The sequence below is a fragment of the Arthrobacter sp. B6 genome, from assembly GCF_001663775.1.
Taxonomy (GTDB): Bacteria; Actinomycetota; Actinomycetes; order Actinomycetales; family Micrococcaceae; genus Arthrobacter.
In genome coordinates, this window is the sequence record NZ_KV467169.1 from 344641 (window position 1) to 361688 (window position 17048).

The 17048-nt window shown below is 64.7% G+C and carries 14 protein-coding genes and 2 tRNA genes; 5 read left to right on the forward strand and 11 right to left on the reverse strand.

The features are described from left to right. Window positions 1-45: 45 nt before the first annotated feature. Window positions 46-819, reverse strand: a complete 774-nt coding sequence (locus tag AU175_RS16215; protein WP_066291969.1) for an SDR family oxidoreductase — start codon at window positions 817-819, stop codon at window positions 46-48. A gap of 82 nt (window positions 820-901) precedes the next feature. Here AU175_RS16215 and valS point away from each other — a divergent pair, with 82 nt between their 5' ends. After that, window positions 902-3577, forward strand: coding sequence for a valine--tRNA ligase (gene valS, locus AU175_RS16220; RefSeq protein WP_066291971.1), 2676 nt, complete (start codon window positions 902-904; stop codon window positions 3575-3577). A gap of 377 nt (window positions 3578-3954) precedes the next feature. On the opposite strand, the gene AU175_RS16225 is transcribed toward valS, so the two are convergent. From AU175_RS16225 to AU175_RS16250, 6 genes are all read right to left on the reverse strand, one after another. Then, window positions 3955-4569, reverse strand: coding sequence for a mycothiol-dependent nitroreductase Rv2466c family protein (locus tag AU175_RS16225; protein WP_066291973.1), 615 nt, complete (start codon window positions 4567-4569; stop codon window positions 3955-3957). A gap of 51 nt (window positions 4570-4620) precedes the next feature. Beyond that, on the reverse strand, window positions 4621-5901 hold the full coding sequence (gene clpX / locus AU175_RS16230; RefSeq protein ID WP_066291975.1) for an ATP-dependent Clp protease ATP-binding subunit ClpX: 1281 nt from the start codon (window positions 5899-5901) through the stop codon (window positions 4621-4623). A 180-nt stretch (window positions 5902-6081) separates the two neighbouring features. Next, window positions 6082-6741: an ATP-dependent Clp protease proteolytic subunit gene (locus AU175_RS16235; RefSeq protein ID WP_066291976.1), complete on the reverse strand. Its 660-nt coding sequence runs from the start codon at window positions 6739-6741 to the stop codon at window positions 6082-6084. 36 nt (window positions 6742-6777) lie between these two features. Continuing rightward, a complete protein-coding gene (locus AU175_RS16240) occupies window positions 6778-7401 on the reverse strand; it encodes an ATP-dependent Clp protease proteolytic subunit (protein WP_066294313.1) in 624 nt (207 codons plus the stop codon). A gap of 220 nt (window positions 7402-7621) precedes the next feature. Then, window positions 7622-9019: a trigger factor gene (gene tig / locus AU175_RS16245; protein ID WP_066291978.1), complete on the reverse strand. Its 1398-nt coding sequence runs from the start codon at window positions 9017-9019 to the stop codon at window positions 7622-7624. 82 nt (window positions 9020-9101) lie between these two features. Beyond that, a tRNA-Pro gene (locus AU175_RS16250) sits at window positions 9102-9176 on the reverse strand. A gap of 148 nt (window positions 9177-9324) precedes the next feature. Between AU175_RS16250 and AU175_RS16255 the strand changes: the two genes are divergently transcribed. After that, window positions 9325-9398 (forward strand) — tRNA-Gly (locus tag AU175_RS16255). 79 nt (window positions 9399-9477) lie between these two features. Here the strand turns inward: AU175_RS16255 and AU175_RS16260 are convergent. The 3 genes from AU175_RS16260 to AU175_RS16270 all read right to left on the reverse strand — a co-directional run bounded on the left by AU175_RS16260 (window position 9478) and on the right by AU175_RS16270 (window position 11971). Beyond that, window positions 9478-10374 (reverse strand): Fpg/Nei family DNA glycosylase, encoded by an 897-nt coding sequence (locus AU175_RS16260; RefSeq protein WP_066291980.1) that lies wholly within the window; start codon window positions 10372-10374, stop codon window positions 9478-9480. Beyond that, complete coding sequence (locus AU175_RS16265; protein ID WP_066291983.1) at window positions 10374-10868, reverse strand: ribose-5-phosphate isomerase; 495 nt, start codon at window positions 10866-10868, stop codon at window positions 10374-10376. The genes AU175_RS16260 and AU175_RS16265 overlap by 1 nt, the downstream gene beginning before the upstream one ends. Before the next feature lie 92 nt (window positions 10869-10960). Next, complete coding sequence (locus tag AU175_RS16270) at window positions 10961-11971, reverse strand: hypothetical protein (RefSeq protein WP_066291989.1); 1011 nt, start codon at window positions 11969-11971, stop codon at window positions 10961-10963. 140 nt (window positions 11972-12111) lie between these two features. Between AU175_RS16270 and pepN the strand changes: the two genes are divergently transcribed. Further along, window positions 12112-14691, forward strand: a complete 2580-nt coding sequence (gene pepN, locus AU175_RS16275) for an aminopeptidase N (protein WP_066294316.1) — start codon at window positions 12112-12114, stop codon at window positions 14689-14691. After that, a complete protein-coding gene (locus AU175_RS16280; RefSeq protein ID WP_066291993.1) occupies window positions 14688-15161 on the forward strand; it encodes an OsmC family protein in 474 nt (157 codons plus the stop codon). The genes pepN and AU175_RS16280 overlap by 4 nt, the downstream gene beginning before the upstream one ends. A gap of 80 nt (window positions 15162-15241) precedes the next feature. On the opposite strand, the gene AU175_RS16285 is transcribed toward AU175_RS16280, so the two are convergent. Then, window positions 15242-16234: an NAD-dependent epimerase/dehydratase family protein gene (locus AU175_RS16285; RefSeq protein ID WP_066291996.1), complete on the reverse strand. Its 993-nt coding sequence runs from the start codon at window positions 16232-16234 to the stop codon at window positions 15242-15244. 120 nt (window positions 16235-16354) lie between these two features. Between AU175_RS16285 and AU175_RS16290 the strand changes: the two genes are divergently transcribed. After that, window positions 16355-17044 carry a mechanosensitive ion channel family protein gene (locus tag AU175_RS16290; RefSeq protein WP_066292001.1) on the forward strand — a complete coding sequence of 230 codons (690 nt, stop codon included), beginning with the start codon at window positions 16355-16357 and terminating at the stop codon, window positions 17042-17044. The last annotated feature ends 4 nt before the right edge of the window (window positions 17045-17048 follow it).

Sequence of the window (17048 nt, forward strand, 5' to 3'; positions counted from 1 at the left end):
AGCTCATAGCGCGGCGGCCCCCACTAGCCCGGACCGGTCCGAGGCTCAGCCCTTGCGGATGAGCTTGTAATTGGAGGCCTGGGCCACGGGTCGGATGACGATCTGGTCCAGGTTGACGTGGTGCGGTGCGCTGACGGCATACCTGACCACGTCGGCAACGTCGGCTGCCGTCAGGGGCTTCTCCACGCCCTGGTAGACCTTGCTGGCTGCCTCCCGGTCACCAAGGCGGTTCAGGGCGAACTCTTCGGTCTGGACCAGGCCGGGCGCCACCTCGATGACGCGCACATTGTGTTCCGCCTCCTCCAGCCGGAGCGCCCCGGTGATGGCGTGCTGTGCGAACTTGGCGGCGTTGTAGCCGGCGCCGCCTTCATAGGCTGCCAGTCCTGCCGTGGATGTCAGGTTCAGGACGGTGCCTTCGCCGTTGGCGCGGAGCATGGGCAGGAAGGCACGTGTGAGCTTCATGGTGCCCAGGACGTTGACCCTATACATCCACTCCCAATCTTCGGTGTTGGCGGCGCCCAGGGGGTCGGCGCCCCGCGCCCCGCCGGCGATGTTGATGAGCGTCCCGGCCCCTCCCGCTTCCGTGACGCGGGCAAGGAGCCGGGCAACGTCGTCGTCCTCGGCAATGTCAGCAGGAATCCCGACGGCGCCGGTCTCGGCTTCCAGCGCTGCCAGCCGTTCAGCGCGGCGCGCCACGGCGAAAACGGTCCAGCCGTGCGCTGTCAGTGCGCGGACGGTGGCCTCGCCGATTCCCGTGCTGGCCCCGGTAACTACTGCTGCCTTATTTTGCGTTCCCGCGGTGCGTGAATCCTCAGTCATGGCACCACCCTAACGGGACCGGCCGGAGCCAAGCCTCAGGCGATGTCGCCGGATGAAGTCCGGACCATGAAACAATTGGCAGATGGCTGAAGACACTCAGGGTACAGACACGCCCTCCACCGCCCCTATCAACGTTCCGGACAAGCCCGCCCTTGAGGGGCTCGAAGCTGCGCTTACGCAGCGCTGGCTTGCCGAAGGGACCTACAAGTTCAACCCGGACACCACCCGGGAGCAGGTCTACTCGATCGACACTCCCCCACCTACCGCATCAGGCTCGCTGCATGTGGGGCACATGTTCTCCTTCACCCAGACCGACGTGCTGGCCCGGTACCAGCGGATGACCGGCAAGAACGTCTTCTACCCGATGGGCTGGGACGACAACGGACTGCCCACCGAGCGCCGTGTGCAGAACTACTACGGCGTGCGCTGCGACCCGGCCATCCCGTACGACGCCGCCTACCGTCCCCCCGCACAGCCTGCCAAGAACCAGCGCGACTTCGATGTCGTCTCGCGCCGGAACTTCATCGAGCTGTGTGAAGAGCTGGCCGTGGAGGACGAGAAGGTCTTTGAAAGCCTGTTCCAGCAGCTTGGCCTCTCCGTGGACTGGCAGCTGACGTACCGGACCATCGATGACGCCTCCCGCGAAGTGTCCCAGCGTGCGTTCCTGGCCAACCTGGCCGCCGGTGACGCCTACATGGCAGAAGCCCCCACCCTGTGGGATGTGACGTTCCGGACTGCCGTGGCGCAGGCCGAACTCGAAGACCGCGAGGTGGCAGGAGCCTACTATCGCTATCCGTTCTTCACGGAGGACGGCGAAAAGATCTACATCGAAACCACCCGGCCTGAACTGCTGGCGGCCTGCGCTGCCCTGGTGGCAAACCCCGACGACGAACGGTACCAGCCGCTGTTCGGCAAGAAGGTCACGTCGCCAGTCTTTGGCGTTGAGGTTGAGGTCAAGGCCCACCCGCTGGCCAAAGCGGACAAGGGATCCGGCATCGCCATGGTCTGCACCTTCGGTGACCTCACCGACGTCACCTGGTGGCGCGAACTCCAGCTTCCCACCCGCGCCATCGTGGGCCGGGACGGACGGATCATCGGTGACACCCCGGACTGGATTACCACCGACGCCGGACGCGCCGCCTTTGAAGCCATCGCCGGCAAGACGGTCTTCAGTGCCAAGGAAGCCGTGGTGGAGTTCCTGGCTGCCGGGGACCTCATCGACGGTGAGCCGAAGAAGATCATGCACCCCGTGAACTTCTACGAAAAGGGCGACAAGCCCCTCGAAGTGGTCACGTCCCGCCAGTGGTACATCCGCAACGGCGGCCGCGAAGAGGACCGCCGCGAACGGCTCATCGCGCGTGGACATGAGATCGACTTCCACCCTGCATTCATGCGTTCCCGCTACGAGAACTGGATTTCGGGCCTGAACGGCGACTGGCTCGTCTCCCGCCAGCGCTTCTTCGGTGTGCCCATCCCCGTCTGGTACCCGCTGGACGCCGACGGCAACCCCAATTACGACGCCCCCATCGTGCCGTCGGACGACCAGCTGCCGGTGGACCCTGCGGCGGATGCGGCACCAGGCTTCGACGAAGCGCAACGGGATGTTCCGGGCGGCTTTACAGGCGACGCGGATATTCTCGACACCTGGGCCACCTCGTCGCTGACCCCCCAGATCGTGGGCGGCTGGAGCCGCGACGAGGAACTGTTCGCCAAGGTCTACCCGTTCGATCTGCGCCCCCAGGGCCACGACATCATCCGGACCTGGCTGTTTTCGTCCGTTGTCCGGGCCGATGCCCTCCAGGACACCGCCCCATGGAAGCACGCGGCCATCTCGGGCTGGATCCTTGACCCGGACCGCAAGAAGATGTCCAAGTCCAAGGGCAACGTGGTGGTGCCCACCGACGTGCTCAATGAATTCGGCTCCGACGCTGTGCGCTACTGGGCAACCTCGGCCAAGCTGGGTGCTGACACGGCATACGAAATTGCCCAGATGAAGATTGGCCGGCGCCTGGCGATCAAGCTGCTGAACGCGTCCAAGTTCGTCCTGAACCTGGGTGCGACCGAGGATTCTGTTGTTTCCTCGGATCTCTCCGTTCTGACCAACCCCGGGGTTGGTCTGCCCAACGCGGAAAAAGCACCCGCGTCGGGAGCCCTGACCAACCCCTTGGACCGGGCCCTGCTCGCCCAGCTTGCCGACGTGGTGCGCCAGGCAACCAAGGCGTTCAACGACTACGACTACGCCCGTGCCCTGCAGATCACGGAGAGCTTCTTCTGGCAGTTCACCGACGACTACGTCGAACTGATCAAGGACCGCGCCTACGGTGCGGCCGGCGACCAGGAGCAGGCCTCGGTCCTTGCCGCCCTCGCGACGAGCCTGGACACTCTGCTCCGGCTGTTTGCCCCGTTCCTGCCCTTCGCCACCGAAGAGGTGTGGAGCTGGTGGCGCAACGGTTCGGTGCACCGTGCCGAGTGGCCCACTGCCGTAGAGATCGACGGCGACACCACCCTGCTCGCCACCGTGGGCACTGCCCTCAGCGGCGTCCGCAAGGCCAAGTCCGAGGCAAAGGTCAAGCAGCGCACCGAAGTCCTGTCGGCGACCATCACCGCCTCTGAGTCATTGACCACCCAACTGAAGGCCGGGCTCGCCGACCTGAAGGCGGCGTCGAACGCGCGCGAGCTCACGCTTGTGGCGGGGGAAGGCGAACTGACTGTGAGCGACGTCGTCTTGGCGGCCCCGGAGGAGCCCGCGCAGGTCTGACGGGGTTCGCGCCCGTTCAGGCAGAGGTTTCGGGGCCCGTCCTGGGCAGGAGCCCTGTTTTTGGGCAAAGGGGAAGCCCCATCAGCGTTTTGCCGTTGGTGGGGCTTCGACTTTTCGGCCATCTGGTGACGTCTTTGATGGTCTGGCAGGATCCGCTGATTTTCAGGTCTTCCTACCTCGTCACTGGTAGCTTGTATCTGACTTTGCCAAAGGCTGCGTTAGATACATATCACTGAATCTTTGGTTCCTGCGTCCCACTTCTTTCGAAGTGGGTAAAAACCATTCTGGTCCCGCTGGCGGGGATGCGCAAGAGCCCCGGAAGAACTACATCAGAGTAGTTCTCCCGGGGCTCTTTCCTTGCCCTCAGGGCGCGTACATCAATCGAAACGGGGACGTTCGGTACGGCTCCGCTTAATCTCGAAGAAGTGCGGGTAAGAGGCCAGCGTCACGGTCGCGTCCCACAGCTGCCCGGCCTGCTCGGCCCGGGGGATACGGGTCAGCACGGGGCCGAAGAAGGCTGTTCCGTTGAAGGCGACCACAGGGGTGCCGACATCCTGGCCCACCAGTGAGATGCCTTCCTCATGGCTGGCGCGCAGCTGGGGGTCAAACGCGTCGGAGGTGGCGGCGTCTGCCAGTCCGGCCGGGAGCCCGCACTCGGCCAGGGCCTTCCTGATGACGGTGGCGAAGTCCTTCTGCCCGGCGTCGTGGATTTGGGTTCCCATGGCGTCGTAAAGCGGCTTGACGACGTGGTCGCCGTGCTGTTCCTTCGCCGCGATGATGACGCGTACCGGGCCCCAGGCGTTGTCCATCGACTCCCGGTAGGCGGGGTCCAGGTCGCGGCCCTCGTTGAGGACCGCGAGGCTCATGACGTGCCAGACCGTCCTGATGTCCCGCACAGCCTCCACCTCGCCGATCCAGCGTGACGTGATCCACGCGAACGGGCACGTCGGGTCGAACCAGAAGTCGGCCTGGTTGCGGGCGGTTTCAGTCATGCGTGAGTCCTCTGCCTTCTTCAACGTGATGGGGATGGCCTGCGGGTGCTGTCAGGCGGATTTACGGCGCTTGGTCACGTGCGGAATCATGGTGGGCTCTGCCTTGCTGAGCACGACGTCGGCCGTGATCACGACGCTCGCGACGTCCTCGCGGCTGGGAAGGTCGAACATGACCGGGAGCAGCACTTCCTCCATGATGGCGCGCAGGCCGCGTGCGCCGGTGCCCCGTTCGAGGGCCTGCTCGGCAATGGCGTTCAGTGCGTCGTCATCGAAGACCAGCTCCACGCCGTCTATCTGGAACATCTTCTGGTATTGCCTCACCAGAGCGTTCTTCGGGGTGGAGAGGATCTGGATCAGGGCATCACGGTCAAGGTTGGATACCGTGGTGATGACCGGGAGCCGGCCAATGAATTCAGGGATGAGACCGAATTTCAGGAGGTCCTCGGGCATAACTTCGCCATAAGAGTCGATCTTGTTGCTCGCCTCGTTGAGCGGAGCGCCGAACCCGATGCCCTTGCGGCCGGACCGGGAACCGATGATCTCTTCCAGGCCGGCGAAAGCGCCCGCCACGATGAAGAGCACGTTGGTGGTGTCGATCTGGATGAATTCCTGGTGCGGATGCTTGCGCCCGCCCTGCGGCGGGACAGAGGCGACAGTTCCTTCGAGGATCTTCAGGAGCGCCTGCTGGACGCCCTCGCCCGACACGTCCCGGGTGATGGAAGGGTTCTCGCTCTTCCGGGAAATCTTGTCGATCTCGTCAATGTAGATAATGCCCTGTTCGGCCTTCTTGACGTCGTAGTCCGCGGCCTGGATGAGCTTGAGGAGGATGTTCTCCACATCCTCACCTACGTAGCCGGCCTCGGTCAGGGCGGTGGCATCGGCGACGGCGAAGGGGACATTAAGTCGCCGTGCAAGGGTCTGCGCGAGGTAGGTTTTGCCACAGCCGGTAGGCCCGATCAGGAGGATGTTGGACTTGGCGATTTCGACGTCGTCGTGGTGGCCGCCGTCTGCAAGGCTGCCGCTCTTGGGGGCGTGGCCTGCCTGGATACGTTTGTAGTGGTTGTAGACGGCGACGGCGAGGGAGCGTTTGGCGGGTTCCTGGCCGATGACGTATTCCTGCAGGAAGTCGAAGATTTCCCGGGGCTTGGGCAGTTCGAAACTTCCCAGATCGGCGACTTCCGCGAGCTCTTCCTCGATGATCTCATTGCAGAGCTCGATGCATTCGTCGCAGATATAGACACCGGGCCCGGCAATAAGCTTCCGTACCTGCTTCTGGCTCTTTCCGCAGAAAGAACACTTCAGCAGATCCGTGCTCTCGCCAATCCGAGCCATATGTGAACCCCTTAGTATCTTGCTGCCAGGCAGCTGTGCACCGTTGCTGGAATCTAAACCGGCCTGGGAGGGCCGGCCGTGACAACATCCACTCTAGGTCACATTGGGCCTCAAAGGTGGAAAGCGAAGGCCGGTGCGGCCCAAATGAACTGGACCGCACCGGCCTGTCGGAGAGTCTTACTACCTGGTGATTGCCTGTGGCTTGATCTTGCGCGAATCCAGGACCTGGTCGATAAGGCCGTAGTTCATGGCCTCTTCCGCCGTCAGGATCTTGTCGCGCTCGATGTCGTTGTTTACCTGCTCCGACGTCCGGCCGGAGTGGTGGGCCAGCGTGTCCTCAAGCCAGGAACGCATCCGCATAACTTCAGCGGCCTGGATCTCAAGGTCCGAAGCCTGGCCGCCCTGCCCGCCGGACAGTGCCGGCTGGTGGATCAGGACACGGGCGTTGGGCAGTGCCAGACGCTTGCCCGGTGTGCCGGCAGCCAGCAGGACGGCGGCTGCGCTGGCAGCCTGTCCGAGGCAGACGGTCTGGATTTCGGGCCGGATGTACTGCATGGTGTCGTAGATCGCGGTCATGGCGGTGAAGGAACCGCCCGGTGAGTTGATGTACAGCGTGATGTCGCGGTCCGGGTCCGTGGACTCCAGGACCAGCAGCTGTGCCATGACGTCATCCGCTGAGGCGTCATCCACCTGAACGCCGAGGAAGATGATGCGGTCCTCGAACAGCTTGGTGTACGGGTCCTGGCGCTTGAAACCGTAGGGCGTGCGTTCCTCGAACTGGGGCAGGACGTAGCGGCTGGTCGGAAGATTACCGGCAGACGATCCGAAGTTGTAGGTCATTTTATTGCTCCTGATCTGGGTGTTCTTAGTGCCGGTTTACTTCTCGGAAGCCGACTCGCCGGACGTGCCGTTGGCGGTTCCGCCGCCGCCGGACACCGATCCGGCGTGGGCCGCGATCTTGTCAAAGAAGCCGTACTCGAGGGCTTCCGTGGCCGTGAACCATTTGTCGCGGTCGTTGTCCTTGAGGATGGTGTCCACGCTCTGGCCGGTCTGCTCCGCAGTCAGTTCGGCCATGACCTTCTTCATGTGCAGGATCAGCTCGGCCTGGATTTTGATGTCCGAGGCCGTACCGCCGATGCCGCCTGAAGGCTGGTGCATCAGGACGCGGGCGTTCGGGGTGGCGTAGCGCTTGCCCTTGGTACCCGAGGACAGCAGGAACTGTCCCATCGAAGCTGCGAGGCCGGTGGCCACGGTGACGACGTCGTTGGGGATGAACTGCATGGTGTCGTAGATGGCCATGCCGGCGGTGACGGAGCCGCCTGGAGAGTTGATGTAAAGGTAGATGTCCTTGTCCGGGTTTTCAGCGGACAGGAGCAGCAGCTGTGAGCAGATCGCGTTGGCGTTGTCATCGCGCACCTCGGAGCCCAGCCAGATGATCCGCTCTTTCAGGAGGCGGTTGTAGATGTAGTTGTCCTGGGCTGCAGGATCGACTGTCGCCATCCGTGGGGCCTCTGCGTGCTGTGACATGTGTACTTACCTCTCGCTGGTGACGGTGACATCACTGAACTTCACTACTTGGACACTAACCGTTTTGCTGGCCGATTTGTTCGCCCGAATCGCGCTGTTCGCTGACGGCGCACGAGCCGGAAAACCGCCTGTTAAAGCACCCAGCCCCCGGACCGGTCAGGTCCAGGGGCGGGCGGCGGAAATTAATGCCGTACTAGAACTTCACTGCAGCGGGGTCGTCGTTCGCTGCGGTGCCGCTCGTGGCTTCGTCAGCAACAGCTTCCGTTGCTTCTTCCTCGACGGCGGGAGCTTCCTCTTCGCCGCCGGGACGGACGAAGTCGCTCAGGTCGACACTGTTGCCGGCGGTGTCGGTGACGGTTGCCTGGCCCAGTACCACGGCCAGTGCCTTACGGCGGCGCACCTCGGAAACCATCATGGGGACCTGGCCGCTCTGATCGATGATCTGGGCGAACTGGTTCGGGTCCATGCCGTACTGGCTGGCGGTGGTGACGATGTAGTCGATCAGCTCGTTCTGGCTGACGTTGACTTCTTCCTTTTCGGCGATGGCGTCAAGGATGATCTCGTTCTGGAAGGCGCGGGCCGTGTTGGCCTTGACCTCGGCGCGGTGCTCTTCGGTGTCGTGCTCGCCTTCACCGTGGCCGCTGCCCTCCTTGAAGTGCGCTTCAAGCTGCTCTTCAACCACGGAGTCGGGAACCGGAACCTCGACGAGCTCAACAAGCTTGTCCAGGACCTTGTCGCGGGCCTCTACGCCCTGCTCAACAACCTTCGAATCGGCAGCCTGCTTGGCGAGGTCCTCGCGGAGTTCGGCCAGGGTGTCGAATTCGGAGGCCAGCTGGGCAAAGTCGTCGTCGGCTTCGGGGAGCTCGCGCTCCTTGACAGCCTTGAGGACCACCTTGACCTGGGCTGCTTCGCCGGCGTGGTCGCCGCCCACAAGCGTGGTGTCGAAGATGGCGTCTTCATCGGCGCTCAGGCCGGTGACTGCCTCATCCAGGCCTTCGAGCATGGTTCCGGCACCAACCTGGTAGGACAGGCCGGCGGCGGAATCCACCTCGGCGCCGTCAACAGTGGCGGTGATGTCTATTGTCAGGAAGTCGCCATCAGCGGCCGGGCGGTCCACGGACTTCAGCGTGCCGAAGCGGCCACGGAGTTCATCGAGGGCCTTGTCGACGTCCTCGTCGGAGGATTCTGCAGCAGCAACCTCAACCTTGATGCCGGCGTAGTCAGGCAGCTCGATCTCGGGGCGGACATCAACCTCGGCGTGGAACTTCAGTTCGCCGTCGGTGGAGGTGGGGTCCGGAACTTCGGTGATCTCGACCTCGGGGCGGCTCAGCGGGCGGATGCCTGATTCCTGCACCGCAGTCTGGTACCAGCCGTTGAGGCCTTCATTGATGGCCGTCTCCAGGACGTAGCCGCGGCCGACGCGCTGATCGATCAGCTTGGACGGGACCTTGCCCTTACGGAAGCCAGGGACCTGGATCTGCGAAGCAACAGTCTTGTATGCCTCATCGATGCTGGGCTTCAATTCCTCAAAGGGGACCTCAACATTGAGCTTGACCCGCGTGGGGGTGAGGTTCTCGACAGCGCTCTTCACGGTCTAAGTACTCCTGGGTTTGTGGGATGGGTTTCTGCAAACGCGGGCGTTCTGCCCGGGCCGTCCGGCCCGGGCCGCAGAGTCGGGGTGACAGGATTTGAACCTGCGACTTCCTGCTCCCAAAGCAGGTGCTCTAGCCAAGCTGAGCTACACCCCGTAAGTGCACAGGCAAGTCTACGGTCATACCGGCCGTGAATGCACATTTGACACGTGGGGCATGAATTAGGTTTAGTTGTATCCGGCTTGATCAGCCAGCCCGAAAGTCCGGCAGCTAACATTGATAATGCTAGAACTGCTGTACTCCCGGGGACGTAGCTTAATGGTAAAGCCTCAGTCTTCCAAACTGATTACGCGGGTTCGATTCCCGTCGTCCCCTCCAAGTAAACACAAAGCAGGGCCCCGCTCAGATATTCACCGGCGGGGCCCTGCTTTTGTGTTCTGCCCTTGCGCTGCCTTTGCTAGCGCCCGTCCTGCTGGCAGCCGGGGCACCAGTACAGTTTCCGGCCTCCCAGCTCAGCCAGGGCGACCGGAACAGCGCAGATCCGGCACGGCAGCCCCTGGCGCTTGTAGACGTAGTGCGCTTCATCGCCGGCAGGCAAGGCGGCGCCTTCTGTCCAATACGAGGCCGGCGTAGTGATGATCCTGCCGTCGCGGACACCGTCACGCATCACGGCTGCAGTGTCATCCCACAACAGCCCGGCGGCGTCGCGTAACAGCGAACTGCCCGGCAGCAAGGGGTCGACCCGCTGCCGGAAAAGGACTTCGGCGCGGTAGACGTTTCCGACGCCGGCAATCACTTTCTGGTCCATCAGCAGCGCGGCAATGGGTGTCTTACGTGACGTCACGCCCGTCACAAAGCGTTCCCGGTCCGGCGGCAGGTTCCGCAGCGGATCCGGTCCCAGCCTGGCGAGCACGGCAGACATCTCAGCCCCGGTGATGACAGCACAGGTGGTGGCACCGCGCAGGTCTGCCCAGCCGTGCCGGCCCACAAGCCTGACCCGGACGGCGCCGCCCGGGGCGGGCGGGCCGGCATAGCCAGGCCCGCCGCCGTCGTCGAACGTTTCCCGCTCCCCCACTTTGCGGGGCGCGCCGATGCTGGACGCACCGCGGAACGCAGCGTCACCGCCGAAATCCCAGGCTCCGTAGAGTCCCAGGTGCACGTGGAGGACCAGGGCGTGGTCAAACTGCAGGAAGAGATGTTTGCCGTGGGCCTGGGGCTCGAGCAGCGTATGGCCGTCCAACAGGGCAGCGCCGGCCGCAAACCGTCCCTGCGGACTGCTCACGGCCAGCGTCTCGCCCGCGAAAACGTCGTCGAACTGGCGCGCCAGCCGGCGTACTGAGTGGCCTTCCGGCACTACTCGATGACCTCGCCGGTGGTTTCGTAGGCGGCGATCTTGCCGATCCGGCGCACGTGCCGTTCGTCATTGCTGAACGGTTCGGCCAGGAATGCCTCGATCAGCGCGGTCGCCTCCTCGACGGTGTGCTGGCGTCCGCCGACCGCCACGACGTTGGCGTCGTTGTGCTGGCGTGCCAGGGTGGCGGTGGAGTGGTTCCAGGCGAGGGCGGCACGGACTCCCTTGACCTTGTTGGCTGCAATCTGCTCACCGTTGCCCGAGCCGCCCAGCACGATTCCGAGGGCGTGGACGCCTGCCTGCTGGTCAGCCACCACGGCGAGCGCGGCGTTGATGCAGAAGGATGGGTAGTCATCCTGCGCGTCGTACTCCTTCGGCCCGTGGTCCACCACGTCGTAGCCCTTGGCTGAGAGGTGCCCCACCAGGTGGGCGCTGAGTTCCATGCCTGCGTGGTCGGTGGCGATGTGTACCCGCGGGAAGGCAGGGGAAGAAGTCACGACGGTATCCGTTCGGTTTTAGCGGTGGGGGCCGGCAGCGCCTGTCCAACAGTGCCTGTTCGGGCCAGGGTCAGATCAACAGGACAAGAATACTAGGACTCTGCACCCGCTGCGCCCGAGGCGCCGCCGTGCGCCCGCGCCGCTACCCGGGTCAGGACTTCGGCCAGGCGGGCAGCCGACGCCGGGCTGCCGCCGCTCACGGCGAGGCTGCGGCCGTCTGTTTTGCGCACGACGACGGCGGGGCCGCTGCTGACCAGCATGGCGGCCGTGCCGCTGTGGTTCCGGTAGCCCCACCCGCCGTAGTCAGCCGCCTTCACTTCCGAGGCGCTTGCCTCCGAGATCGCAGCTGCGGGCACGGACATCACCGGCAGCACCCCCGCCACGAGGACCCGCAGGCCGCTGCGGTCGGCTTTTACCCTGGCGAAGAGGAACGCAGCGGCCACCACGGCCAGGGCAGCCAGGAACGCGCCCAGCCACGGCAGGGCGATAACGATCAGGGACGCGGGAAACAGCACGGCAACGGCGATCATCACAAACACCGAGCTGCGGGCATGGACCCAGAGCCGGATCGAGTCCCGCGCCAGGTCCGGGTCCAGTTCCCTGGCAAGGGCCAGCTCGAAGGCCCGGTCGTCATCCGGGGACCATTGCCGGTCAGCCTTGAAAACGAAGCCCATGATGACGCCCAGTGACAATGCCGCCCCGCTGCCCAACGCAAGGACTGTCAGGTCCACGCGGGACTCACGTGCGTCGGCGAGCCCGGACTGGCCTACCAGCCCGGCGGCCAGGACACTCGTGATGAAAAGGCACAGGGACAGCCCTGCCCCCATCATGATCCTGCGCATGATGACAGGACGGGACACCGGGACAGCCTGCGAGAGGACCAGCCAGCCGGCCGCCACGATGATCAGCGCCCCGCCGCTCGCGTACGCGCCAAACGGGGCAAAGGAGGCACCGCCGTCGTCCGTCCAGCTCACTGCCACCGGATCCGGAAGGCTGGGGCGGAGCAGAAAGGCACAGAACACGAAGGCGGCGGCCAGCACCACGGGAAAGCCCACCGCGAACCGAAGTGCTTTGGCATCAACCGCATCCCTGAACCTGCCCATGCCTTAACGCTACTCCGGGCCTGTCCCGATGTGATCGGAAGCAACTTGCCAACCGCCGGCGTCATGGAAGAATGACCAGTGCCGGTGCAGCCCACTCCCCGCCGGCAACAGCAACCCTTCTGGAGGCCCCCTTGCCGGGTATGAACCTGACGCGCACCGAAGCCCGCGAACGTGCCGAACTGATCACCGTTGACTCCTACGATGTCAGGCTGGACCTGACTAAGGGTGAGAAGGTCTTCGGGAGCACCACCACGGTGAAGTTCATGGCCGTCCCGGGTTCCTCCACGTTCATCGACGCGATAACCCACACGGTCCACAGCATCACGCTCAACGGGCGTGAACTGGACCCTGGGGCCGTATCCGACGGCATCCGGATCCAGCTGCCGGACCTGGCCGCCGCCAACGAGCTCACGGTGGTGGCCGACGCGCCGTACATGAACACCGGCGAAGGCCTGCACCGCTTCGTGGATCCGGTGGACAACGAGGTTTACCTGTACACGCAGTTCGAAGTGCCCGATTCCCGCCGGATGTTCGCCGTCTTCGAGCAGCCGGACCTCAAGGGCACTTTTAAGTTCACCGTCACGGCGCCGTCGCACTGGGACGTCATCTCCAACTCCCCCACTCCCGCCCCGCAGGAAACCACCCCCGGGGAAAACGGCGGTGCCCGCTCCATCTGGCAGTTCGCGGCGACGCCCAGGCTCTCCTCCTACGTGACCGCCCTGATCGCGGGGCCCTACCAGTCGGTCCGAAGCGAAGTGGCCAGCTCGGACGGGCGCGTCATCCCACTGGGTGTTTTTGCCCGGAAGTCCCTGATGCAGTACCTGGACGCGGACAACATCTTTGACCTGACCCGGCAGGGCTTCGAGTTCTTCGAGGCCCAGTTCGGCTGCCCGTACCCGTTCGAGAAGTACGACCAACTGTTTGTGCCCGAGTTCAACGCGGGCGCCATGGAAAACGCCGGAGCAGTCACCATCCTCGAAGGCTACGTTTTCCGCAGCAAAGTCACCGGCGCGCAGATCGAGCGCCGGGCCATTACGGTGCTGCACGAACTCGCGCACATGTGGTTCGGCGACCTCGTGACCATGCGCTGGTGGAACGATCTCTGGCTGAACGAATCATTCGCTGAGTACATGTCCCACCTTGCGGCTGTGGAGAACACATCCTTCAGCAGTGCGTGGACCACCTTCGCCTCGGTGGAAAAGTCCTGGGCCTACCGCCAGGACCAGCTCCCCACCACACACCCGATCTTTGCCGAGATCAACGACCTTCAGGATGTGGAGGTCAACTTCGACGGCATCACCTACGCCAAGGGCGCCTCCGTGCTGCGCCAGCTGGTGGCGTGGGTCGGACCGGAGCAGTTCATGGCCGGTGTCCGGGAGTACTTCAGCAAGCACGCATGGCAGAACACCGAGCTCAACGACCTCATGGTGGAACTGGAAAAAGCCAGCGGCCGCGATCTTGACCGTTGGGGGCAGCTCTGGCTGGAAACGGCCGGCGTCAACACGCTCAAGCCCGAGCTGGACGTGGACGGCGACGGGAACCTCACGTCCTTCGCCATCGTCCAATCCGCGGTGGATGACTGGCCCACCATCCGTCCGCACCGCCTCGCCGTCGGGTTCTACAACCTTAACGGCGGCGGCAAGCTGGAGCGCGTACACCGTGAGGAGCTCGACGTCGACGGCGGGCGCACCGAGGTGCCTGCCTTGATCGGGCTGGCGCAACCGGACCTGATCCTGGTCAACGACGACGACCTCGCCTACGCCAAGGTCCGGCTGGACGAAAAGTCCCTGGCGACGGCAACGGCACACCTGAGGGACTTCAGCGAGAGCCTGCCGCGCACCCTGGTATGGAATTCCGCCTGGGATGCCGCGCGCGACGGCGAGACCCCGGCACGCCGCTATGTGGAGCTGATCCTGGCCAACGTCGCCGCGGAATCGGATTCCTCGGTGATCCTGGTCCAGCTGCGGCAACTGGCCACCACGCTGAACTTCTATGTCGCCGAGCAGCACCGCGAGGCCACCACTGTGGCTGCCGTGGACACGCTCTGGGAGCTGGCCAACTCGGTGCCCGGCGGCTCTGACGCACAGCTGCAATTTGTGAAATCGTATGCCCTGCTGGCCCGCAGCACCGGGCAGCTGGATACCGTCGCAGACCTCCTCTCGGGCTCGGCCACGCTGGAGGGGCTGGTGGTGGACCAGGACCTGAGGTGGGAGCTCGTGGCATCACTGGTGGCGGGCGGCCGCCTGGGCACCGAGGACATCAACGCCGAACTGGAGCGGGACAACACCGCCAGCGGCCAGAACGCCGCCGCCCTGGCGAAGGCCGCGATCCCCACGCCCGACGCCAAAGCAGCCGCGTGGGAGTCGATCGTGGTCAAGGGTGAACTGTCCAACGCGCTGCAGGGCTCTGCGGTCGCGGGCTTCACGCGGGTCCTGGACCGGTCGCTGTTGGAACCGTACGCAGAAAAGTACTTCGAGGCCGTTCCCGGGATCGTTGCAACCCGGACCCACGCACTGGCCCAGCAGATCGTCGTCGGGCTTTACCCTGCACTGCTGACCACCCAGGCCACCGTTGACCGCACGGACGGCTTCCTGGCCGCCCTGCCGGCAGAAAGCGCCGCGCTGCGCCGCATGATGCTGGAAAACCGCGACGGCGTCGCCCGGGCACTGCGGGCCCGCGCTGCCGATGTCCTTCCCGGCGATCCCCAGGCCGGCCCATGACCCTGGGTGAGCACCGGTATTCGCTGACGGTGCAGTGGACCGGCAACCTGGGCGAGGGAACGTCGTCGTACCGGGGCTATTCGCGGGACCACGACGTCCTGATCCCGGGATTGCCGGCGCTCCCGGGATCCGCCGACCCGACATTCCATGGGGACAGGTCCCGCTACAACCCCGAGCAGCTGCTCCTGGCCGCCCTGGCGCAGTGCCACATGCTCTCCTTCCTGCACGTTGCTGTGCGGCACGGGGTGGTGGTTACCGGCTACCTCGACGAGGCCACGGGGACGATGCGGCTGAACCGCGACGGCAGCGGGCAGTTTGAGTCGGTGACGCTGCACCCGCGGGTGACCCTGTCGGACCCGGCCCACGTTGCTCTCGCCGGGCAACTGCACCACGAAGCCAACCAGGTCTGTTTTATCGCCCGGAGCGTCAATTTCCCGGTGCGGCACGAACCTGTGACGCTGACGCCCTGACCGCCCAACTGGGTAGCAGCAGATGTCGTTCTGGGCCCTCAATACGACATCTGCTGCTACCTACTTGGGGTAAGCGGGCCTCAAGGGATTCGACGAAGCTCGTCTATGAGCCGGGCTTCCGTTGCGGGCGCAAGCCCGGCTTTGCGCCGGCGGTTCAGGCCGCGGCGGCGCTCGTCCTCCAGCGTGTCCGCCACGGTCTCCTGCCAGGGCCGGGTCGTGAGCCCGGCGGCCCTCGCGGCGATGTTGCTGCGCGCGGAGAAGCCATCGTGGCCCGGCGGCAGCCACAACGGGAAGGAGTCCGGCCCGGCCCAGTAATCTATCCCGTGCTCCACGAGCCAGTCCTCCGGCGCGGTGAGGACATCGCCCTGGTACCCGGCGGCGGTGCGGGATGCCTCAAGGTAGTGGCCGAAGGGCACCTGGTCCCCCACGGCATTCAGTGCTCCCGTGACACCGTGCGATGCCGCAGCAAGGATCCACGCGGCAAGGTCGCGGACGTCGATGACCTGGGTGGGGTGGCGGGCAATGTCCGGGACCACGACCGGTCCCCCGTCCCGGGCGAACCGCGCCGGCCAGTAGCCGTAGCGGTCCGTTACGTCGCCAGGACCGCTGATGAGGCCCGCCCGGCAGAGATGTGCCTTGTCCCCCGCCGCAGCCAGGGTTGCCTGCTCGATGGCCGACTTCGATTCCCCGTAGTTCTCGGGGGTGGATTCAGTCCCGGCAGGCAAGGGCTCCAGGAGGGCGGCATCCTCCGCCTCCCCCGGCGTCGAATGGTCGGCGTAGACCGAACAGCTCGAGACAAATGTCCAGTGCCGGGCGCTGCCGGCCAGGGCCGCCAGCGCATCCGTGGCCTGCATCGCATCGCGGGCTACGTCGATGACTTCGTCCCATACGCCGGTGGCCCCGTCATATGCGTTCGCGCCCAGTGAACGGTCGGCCCGCAACCACCGGGCTCCCTCCGGCGGTTGAGCCACCGATCCTCGCGCCAGGCACGTGACGTCATGCCCCGCGGCCACTGCTTGCCGGACGATTTCTTCGGACAGGAAGGCGGTTCCGCCGAGTACAAGGATGCGCATGGGTTCACGCTACGGCGCTAGGGTTGAAAGAGAACAGAGCCTTCCGCGCCGGGCGAAACCCGCGCCCAGGGCGAACATCATCCCGGCCCCCGCCGGAGACCCCCAGGAGTTTTACCGTTTATGTTCAGCACGTTGTCAATCACCCCCCTCACCTCTGAATCCGATGGAATCAGTGTCCCCGGCATTGTGATCAGCCTGGGCATCGGCGTTGCCGTCTGGCTTGTGGCGACCTTTGTGATATCCCGCATCAGCCGGCGTGTGGCCTCAGGCAGCAACTTCTTCAAGAAGCCCCATTTCAAGTGGGTTGCCCCGGCACTGCGGGCGCTGGACCACGAGCGGCGCGTGCAGCGCGCGGAGACCATCGGCTCATTGCTCAACAGCATTGTGGGAGTCCTGGTGGCGGTCATCACCATTATGTATGTGCTGCAGAACCTGGACGTGAACATCGCTCCGCTGCTGACCAGCGTCGGAATCCTGGGTGTGGCCATTGGCTTCGGCGCCCAGCAGCTGATCCGTGATTTCCTGGCAGGCATCTTCATCACCATTGAGGACCAGTACGGAATCGGCGATGTCATCGAAACCAGCGAGGTAGTGGGCGTTGTGGAATCCATGGGCCTTCGGATCACCCGGGTCCGGTCCGAGGACGGCGCCATCTGGTACCTGCGCAACGGCGAGATCCTCCGCGTCGGCAACCGTTCCCAGGGGAACTACGTGCCTGTGCCTGATCCGGCCACCGAAACCGAAGCTGCATTGCACGAGCCTGCCACCAACACCGAGACTAAGAAGACTGACCAGAAAGCCGGAGAATAGGGAC

Excerpts from the sequence above, each read along its gene's own strand:
- clpX (WP_066291975.1), bottom strand. The coding sequence starts at position 5,901 with ATGGCTCGGATTGGCGAGAGCACGGATCTGCTGAAGTGTTCTTTCTGC.
- AU175_RS16235 (WP_066291976.1), bottom strand. The coding sequence starts at position 6,741 with ATGACCTACAACTTCGGATCGTCTGCCGGTAATCTTCCGACCAGCCGC.
- valS (WP_066291971.1), top strand. The coding sequence starts at position 902 with ATGGCTGAAGACACTCAGGGTACAGACACGCCCTCCACCGCCCCTATC.
- AU175_RS16280 (WP_066291993.1), top strand. The coding sequence starts at position 14,688 with ATGACCCTGGGTGAGCACCGGTATTCGCTGACGGTGCAGTGGACCGGC.
- pepN (WP_066294316.1), top strand. The coding sequence starts at position 12,112 with ATGAACCTGACGCGCACCGAAGCCCGCGAACGTGCCGAACTGATCACC.
- AU175_RS16290 (WP_066292001.1), top strand. The coding sequence starts at position 16,355 with ATGTTCAGCACGTTGTCAATCACCCCCCTCACCTCTGAATCCGATGGA.
- AU175_RS16240 (WP_066294313.1), bottom strand. The coding sequence starts at position 7,401 with ATGGCGACAGTCGATCCTGCAGCCCAGGACAACTACATCTACAACCGC.
- AU175_RS16270 (WP_066291989.1), bottom strand. The coding sequence starts at position 11,971 with ATGGGCAGGTTCAGGGATGCGGTTGATGCCAAAGCACTTCGGTTCGCG.
- AU175_RS16225 (WP_066291973.1), bottom strand. The coding sequence starts at position 4,569 with ATGACTGAAACCGCCCGCAACCAGGCCGACTTCTGGTTCGACCCGACG.
- AU175_RS16285 (WP_066291996.1), bottom strand. The coding sequence starts at position 16,234 with ATGCGCATCCTTGTACTCGGCGGAACCGCCTTCCTGTCCGAAGAAATC.
- AU175_RS16215 (WP_066291969.1), bottom strand. The coding sequence starts at position 819 with ATGACTGAGGATTCACGCACCGCGGGAACGCAAAATAAGGCAGCAGTA.